The organism is Brachyspira catarrhinii (assembly GCF_005518285.1).
Taxonomy (GTDB): Bacteria; Spirochaetota; Brachyspiria; order Brachyspirales; family Brachyspiraceae; genus Brachyspira; species Brachyspira catarrhinii.
The window spans coordinates 1-5,421 of sequence record NZ_SJDU01000148.1 but is presented as its reverse complement, the minus strand read 5'-3'; the positions used below and the strand labels follow the sequence as shown (position 1 = coordinate 5,421).

The window sequence follows — 5,421 nt, the reverse complement described above, 5'->3', positions numbered from 1 at the left end:
TGCTTAACGAAATTATAGTATGCTAATTTATAGTATCTAATCATAATTAAATCATCCAATATCATTAACTTTAATTAAATAATTTAAGTAAAATATAACATGAATTAAAAAATTTGTCAAGCGTTTTATTTTAAATTTTTCCAAAATATGATACTATATACAAAAAACAAACGGACAATTTTATGGAATTATTAGATTTGGTAAAAAGCGCGAAAGAATCGACTTATAAATTGCAATCTTTAAGTTCTGAAATAAAAAATAAAGCTCTTTCGGAAATCGCTAAAAATATTGAAAAAAGAAAAAATGAAATATTCGAAGCTAACGATAAAGATTTGGAATATTCAAAAGAACTTTTAAATAAAAATAAAATTTCCGTTTCTATGTTTAATAGGCTCAAATTGGACGAAAATAAAATGCTCGATATAATTTCTGGGATAAGAGATGTTATAAAATTGGAAGACCCGATAAATAAAATATTGGCTCAAACGGAACTTGACGATAATTTAATCTTAAAAAAAGTTTCTTGCCCAATCGGACTAATTGCCGTCATATTCGAAGCGCGTCCAGATGTTATCTCTCAAATATCTTCTTTATGTATAAAATCCGCAAACGCCGTCATATTGAAAGGCGGAAGAGAAGGCGAAAACACGAATAAAATGATTTTTGAAATAATAAACGAATCTTTAAACGATATAAAAGAATTTCCAAAAAATTCGGTTAATTTGATTTTCAGCAGAGAGGATATAAAAAATATTTTGTCTATGGATAAATATATCGATTTGATAATTCCGAGAGGGTCAAACGATTTGGTGCAATTTATAAAGGCAAATACGAATATTCCCGTTTTGGGACATTCGGACGGAATATGCCATTTATATATTGACGAAAGCGCAAATATCGAAAAAGCTTTGAAAATTTGTTTGGATTCTAAAGCTCAATATCCGAGCGCATGCAATTCGGTTGAAACTATTTTGATAAATAAAAATATTGCAAACGAATTCTTAAATAAATTATATTCTCTATTCAAAGAAAACGATATTAAAATGAATGGAGACGAAGAAGTAAAAAAAATCTTATCGGACATAGGAAAAGTCGAAGATTGGCATAAAGAGTATGGAGATAAAGAAGTTTCGTTAAAAATAGTCGAAAATATTGAAGACGCTTATAAACATATAAATAAATTCGGCTCGCATCATACCGATTCCATAATTTCGGAAAATAAAGAAAATATAGAAAAATTTATGACATTCGTAGATTCCGCAAATGTTTATTCAAATACTTCGACAAGATTTTCGGACGGATTCAGATACGGATTCGGAGCGGAGGTTGGAATATCGACTAATAAAACTCATGCGAGAGGTCCAGTCGGTTTGGAAGGACTTACGATTTACAAATACAAATTGTTTGGAAATTATCAAATAGTAAACGATTATACGACTCATAAAAAGAGTTTTAAACATAAAAAAATTAAATAAAATTTTTATTGATTTGGAACGGAAGCGCCGATTTTTACATCGAAATCTTTTCTTATTTTGTCGAATTTTTCTCTGTTTTTGATTATGGCGGAATTCATTTTATTAATCGCTCTTTGATTTGCTCCATATAATGCGAGCGATTTTCTCGCGTAAGCCGTCATTTCAATTTTTTTCTCTGGTTCTAAATTTATCAATTTGATTATCGTATTATAATAGCCTTCGTTTGCGGCAAGCATTCTGTATCTTTTCATTTCCATATCGTTAATATATTTGTCGTTATATGCCTCGTTATTCAAAGGCGAAACATAAGCGCCTTCTTCCTGCGAAATATTTTCCATAGCGTTAATAAGATTTTCTATAGTCGACACAGAATTTGCTCTTGAAATTTCTTCTCCTCTATTCAAAAATACAATCGGGTCGCTTTCAGCGTTCTGTTTGATTATTTTTGATTCTTCGTCCATAGTTTTTATATATGCTTCTTTTGGAGATAGAACTTTTTTATCTTCGTCAGTCACTATATCTACGCTTCCTTCCGACAAAAGCACTATGCTCGAGCCGTTTTCCGCAAAAGCCACTTCAAATTCCGTTCCTCTCACTATCGCCGAAGTATTTGCCGTGTGAATTTCTACAATATTTCCTATATCTTTTTGAATATTGACTTTAATATATCCTTCGAGTAAAGATAATGAAATTTTTCCGTCTTTATCCGCATTTTTATAAATCGGCGGATTAACGAGTAAAATAGTGTTTTCATTAACCGTTATATTTCCAATTTTATTTCCGTTTTTTGCTATAGTAATTTCCGCTTGAGAATCGCTTGAAGTTCTTAATTTATATTCGTTGTGAATTTCGCTTCCTCTGAAAACTCTCAAAGATTTGTCCGCTTTTTCTATGAAAGCCACTCCCGTTATTCCCGTAACCTTAAAAGTCGCATCTTGAGAAAAAAGAAAAGCGCTATTAAAAAGTATTAATATAGGTAGTAAAAATAAGTTTAAGTTCTTCATATTATTTACTCCTTAATTATCGGCTAAAATCATGATTCTTCCAACCGTTTATATTTTACATGCTACAATTAAAAAGTCAATAGTTTAAATCAAATTTCTATCAACTCTATTTGCGGAAATTCTGGATATGCAAAAATCAAGTCCAAATTGAAACTGCTCGCTTTTATGACAATATCGTTATAATCTTCCGCATTTTCTATATTGCAGCACACACCTATAATGTAGCAATTATCTAAAGAAAATGTTGCAAAAAATAAATTGTCCGCGTTATAAATCGCTCTTTCTTCCAAATTTACTTCAATCGAATCTTTTATATCGAAAATCTTTTTGCCGAAAGTTTTTATATAAGATTCTTTTAATGTCCATAATGTGTAAAAATCAATTTCCAATTTTGAGGACGATTTCAATAATTTGTATTCGTTAAATGAAAAATATTCTTTTGCTATGCGCAAGAAATCTCTTTTTTTTATATATTCTCCGTCAACTCCGATTAATTTGTCGGATATCGCTACGGCTATCAAATCTTTTGAATGCGTTCCGTTAAAAAATATTTCGTTTTCACCCGCAAAATAAGGTTTTCCGTTTTCGCCTCTTTCTATAGTCAAGTTTTGAGATTTGGAATAATATTGTAAAGCCATATCTTTTGAAATATTTTCTATCTTTGAAATTTCAGAATTTTTATTTTCGCTTAAATTATTATTTGAATTATCGCAAAAAATATATTTTAAATATATCGTTTGAATCTTGTCTTTTTTCGTTTTTTCCAATTTCAACTTCCTTATTAACTATTTCCGTATTCGTTTCAATCTATATATAATAAACCATTAATTTATTATTTCAATATTCATAACAAGTATTTTATATCATAAATTTATTTTTAATATATAATAAATAAAAAATAAAAATTATAATCAATAAATAATAACGGAATAATGAAAAAGAAACTTGAATTACAAACCACGACTTTATGGGATTATCCTTCGCAGCAATATTTGAAAAGCGAGGAAGAAAAACATAAATTCTATGCGGGAGCGACTCCTTCATATATTATTTGGAATCTTCTAAACAGATACACTAAAGAAAAAGATTTGGTAGTCGACCCGATGGCGGGAAGCGGCACTACTATAGATGTGGCAAGAGAATTAAAAAGGCGGGCTTTAGGATACGATATTAATCCGAAATCTTTAGAAAGAAAAGATATTTTCAAAGCGGATGCAAGAAAAATTCCGATTGAAAACGAAAAAGTAGATTTTGTATTTGTAGACCCTCCTTATAGCGACCATATAAAATATTCCAACGAAAAAAATTGCATCGGAAAATTGAGCGCAAAAAACGAAGAATATTATAAAGCGATGGACGATTGTTTTAAAGAAATATTTAGAATAATGAAAAAAGACAGATATATGGCTTTATATGTTTCGGATTCTTATAAAAAAAATTATCCTTTTATGCCGATAGGTTTTAAATTATTCGAACTTTTAAATAAATATTTTATTCCAATAGATATAATTTCAGTCGTTCGCCATAATAAAACTTTAAGCAAAGGCAATTATCATATTTCAGCAATAGAAAATAATTGTTATTTGCGAGGATTCAATTATTTATTTGTAATGTATAAAGTTGGAAATAAGACTTTGGATAATAACGGGATGTTACATTTGAGGAATTTGTAAATCAAGTTGTTATTTGTTCTTATTTTTATTATGGAGATATATTTTGACAAATAAAATTATTTCTATATAATATATTTTAAATTAAACAAACTAATAAAATAATTGTAGGATATATTTAAACCATGAATTTATGGAATATTTATCGCATTTATAAAAATTATTTTTTCTTTGAAATTAAAATGGAGTTTTCATTATGAGAATTAGAAAAATATCATATTTATTGATTTATTTAATTTTATTTACATATATGTTATATGCTCAAGAGAAACAAGTTGCATCGGGAAAATCTTTAATATCAATAGGTATGATGATAGTAATATTTGTTATATTTGGTTTTTTATTTCGTTATGTTATAAAACTTATAAAAGCAATTATTGATTATTTGAATAGGCATTAATTTGAAAATAAGATATTAAGACTATATTTGTTTAAATTAATAATGAAAAAAACTAAAACAAGCGCGTTTGGAACGAAAGGAAGAGTCGGGCATGATTCTTCAAAATTTTATGACTCAAAATTATATAAAGAAATAATAAATAAAGATTCGGATATCATAATTAATGAATTTCCAAATGAACTGCTTAATACGATTATTGAAGGTTCATGCGAAAACATGAAAGATATTCCTAATAATTCTCTTCATTTAATGATAACCTCTCCGCCTTATAATGTGTCGAAAGAGTATGACAATGATTTGTCTTTAGAAGAATATTTGGATTTGCTTAAAAATTGTTTTACCGAGACATATAGAGTGTTGGTTAACGGAGGACGAGCTTGCATCAATATAGCGAACATAGGAAGAAAACCTTATATACCGTTATCGGATTATGTGTCGAAAATTATGATTGAAATAGGTTTTAATATGCGAGGCGAAATCATTTGGAATAAATCGGCGGGCGCTGGAATATCTACAGCGTGGGGAAGTTTTCAAAGCGCAAGCAATCCGATATTGAGAGATGTGCATGAATATATTTTAATTTTTTCTAAAGGAAATTATAAAAGAGAAAGAGATAAAAACGAAAAAGAATTTAGACATGATAATATAACTAAAGAAGAATTTATAGAATGGACAAAAAGCGTTTGGACTATGAATCCCGAAAGCGCAAAAAGAATCGGACATCCCGCTCCTTTTCCAGAAGAATTGCCGAATAGATTAATAAAACTTTTTTCATTTACAAACGATATAGTTCTCGACCCTTTTATGGGAAGCGGAACTACCGCCATAGCAGCGATTAAAAATAATAGAAATTTTGTAGGCTACGAAATAAA

Annotated in this window: 6 protein-coding genes; 4 read left to right on the top strand and 2 right to left on the bottom strand. The window is 28.8% G+C overall.

Features of this window, described 5'->3' with window-relative positions:
- Positions 1-182: 182 nt before the first annotated feature.
- The gene (locus tag EZH24_RS06700) at positions 183-1,475 is read left to right on the top strand and encodes a glutamate-5-semialdehyde dehydrogenase (protein ID WP_137998355.1); all 1,293 of its coding nucleotides are present in this window, start codon (positions 183-185) and stop codon (positions 1,473-1,475) included.
- A gap of 5 nt (positions 1,476-1,480) precedes the next feature.
- Here EZH24_RS06700 and EZH24_RS06695 read toward each other — a convergent pair whose 3' ends face one another.
- Both EZH24_RS06695 and EZH24_RS06690 read right to left on the bottom strand, forming a co-directional pair.
- Positions 1,481-2,479 (bottom strand): FecR domain-containing protein, encoded by a 999-nt coding sequence (locus EZH24_RS06695; RefSeq protein ID WP_137998354.1) that lies wholly within the window; start codon positions 2,477-2,479, stop codon positions 1,481-1,483.
- An 89-nt stretch (positions 2,480-2,568) separates the two neighbouring features.
- Positions 2,569-3,246 carry a 4'-phosphopantetheinyl transferase family protein gene (locus EZH24_RS06690; RefSeq protein ID WP_236847098.1) on the bottom strand — a complete coding sequence of 226 codons (678 nt, stop codon included), beginning with the start codon at positions 3,244-3,246 and terminating at the stop codon, positions 2,569-2,571.
- 165 nt (positions 3,247-3,411) lie between these two features.
- Between EZH24_RS06690 and EZH24_RS06685 the strand changes: the two genes are divergently transcribed.
- The 3 genes from EZH24_RS06685 to EZH24_RS06675 all read left to right on the top strand — a co-directional run.
- Entirely contained in the window at positions 3,412-4,152 is a 741-nt protein-coding gene (locus EZH24_RS06685; RefSeq protein WP_137998353.1) for a TRM11 family SAM-dependent methyltransferase, read from the top strand.
- A gap of 193 nt (positions 4,153-4,345) precedes the next feature.
- Positions 4,346-4,549, top strand: a complete 204-nt coding sequence (locus tag EZH24_RS06680; RefSeq protein ID WP_137998352.1) for a hypothetical protein — start codon at positions 4,346-4,348, stop codon at positions 4,547-4,549.
- Positions 4,550-4,591: 42 nt separating this feature from the next.
- A partial coding sequence (locus tag EZH24_RS06675) for a DNA-methyltransferase (RefSeq protein WP_137998351.1) occupies positions 4,592-5,421 on the top strand: 830 nt, incomplete at its 3' end.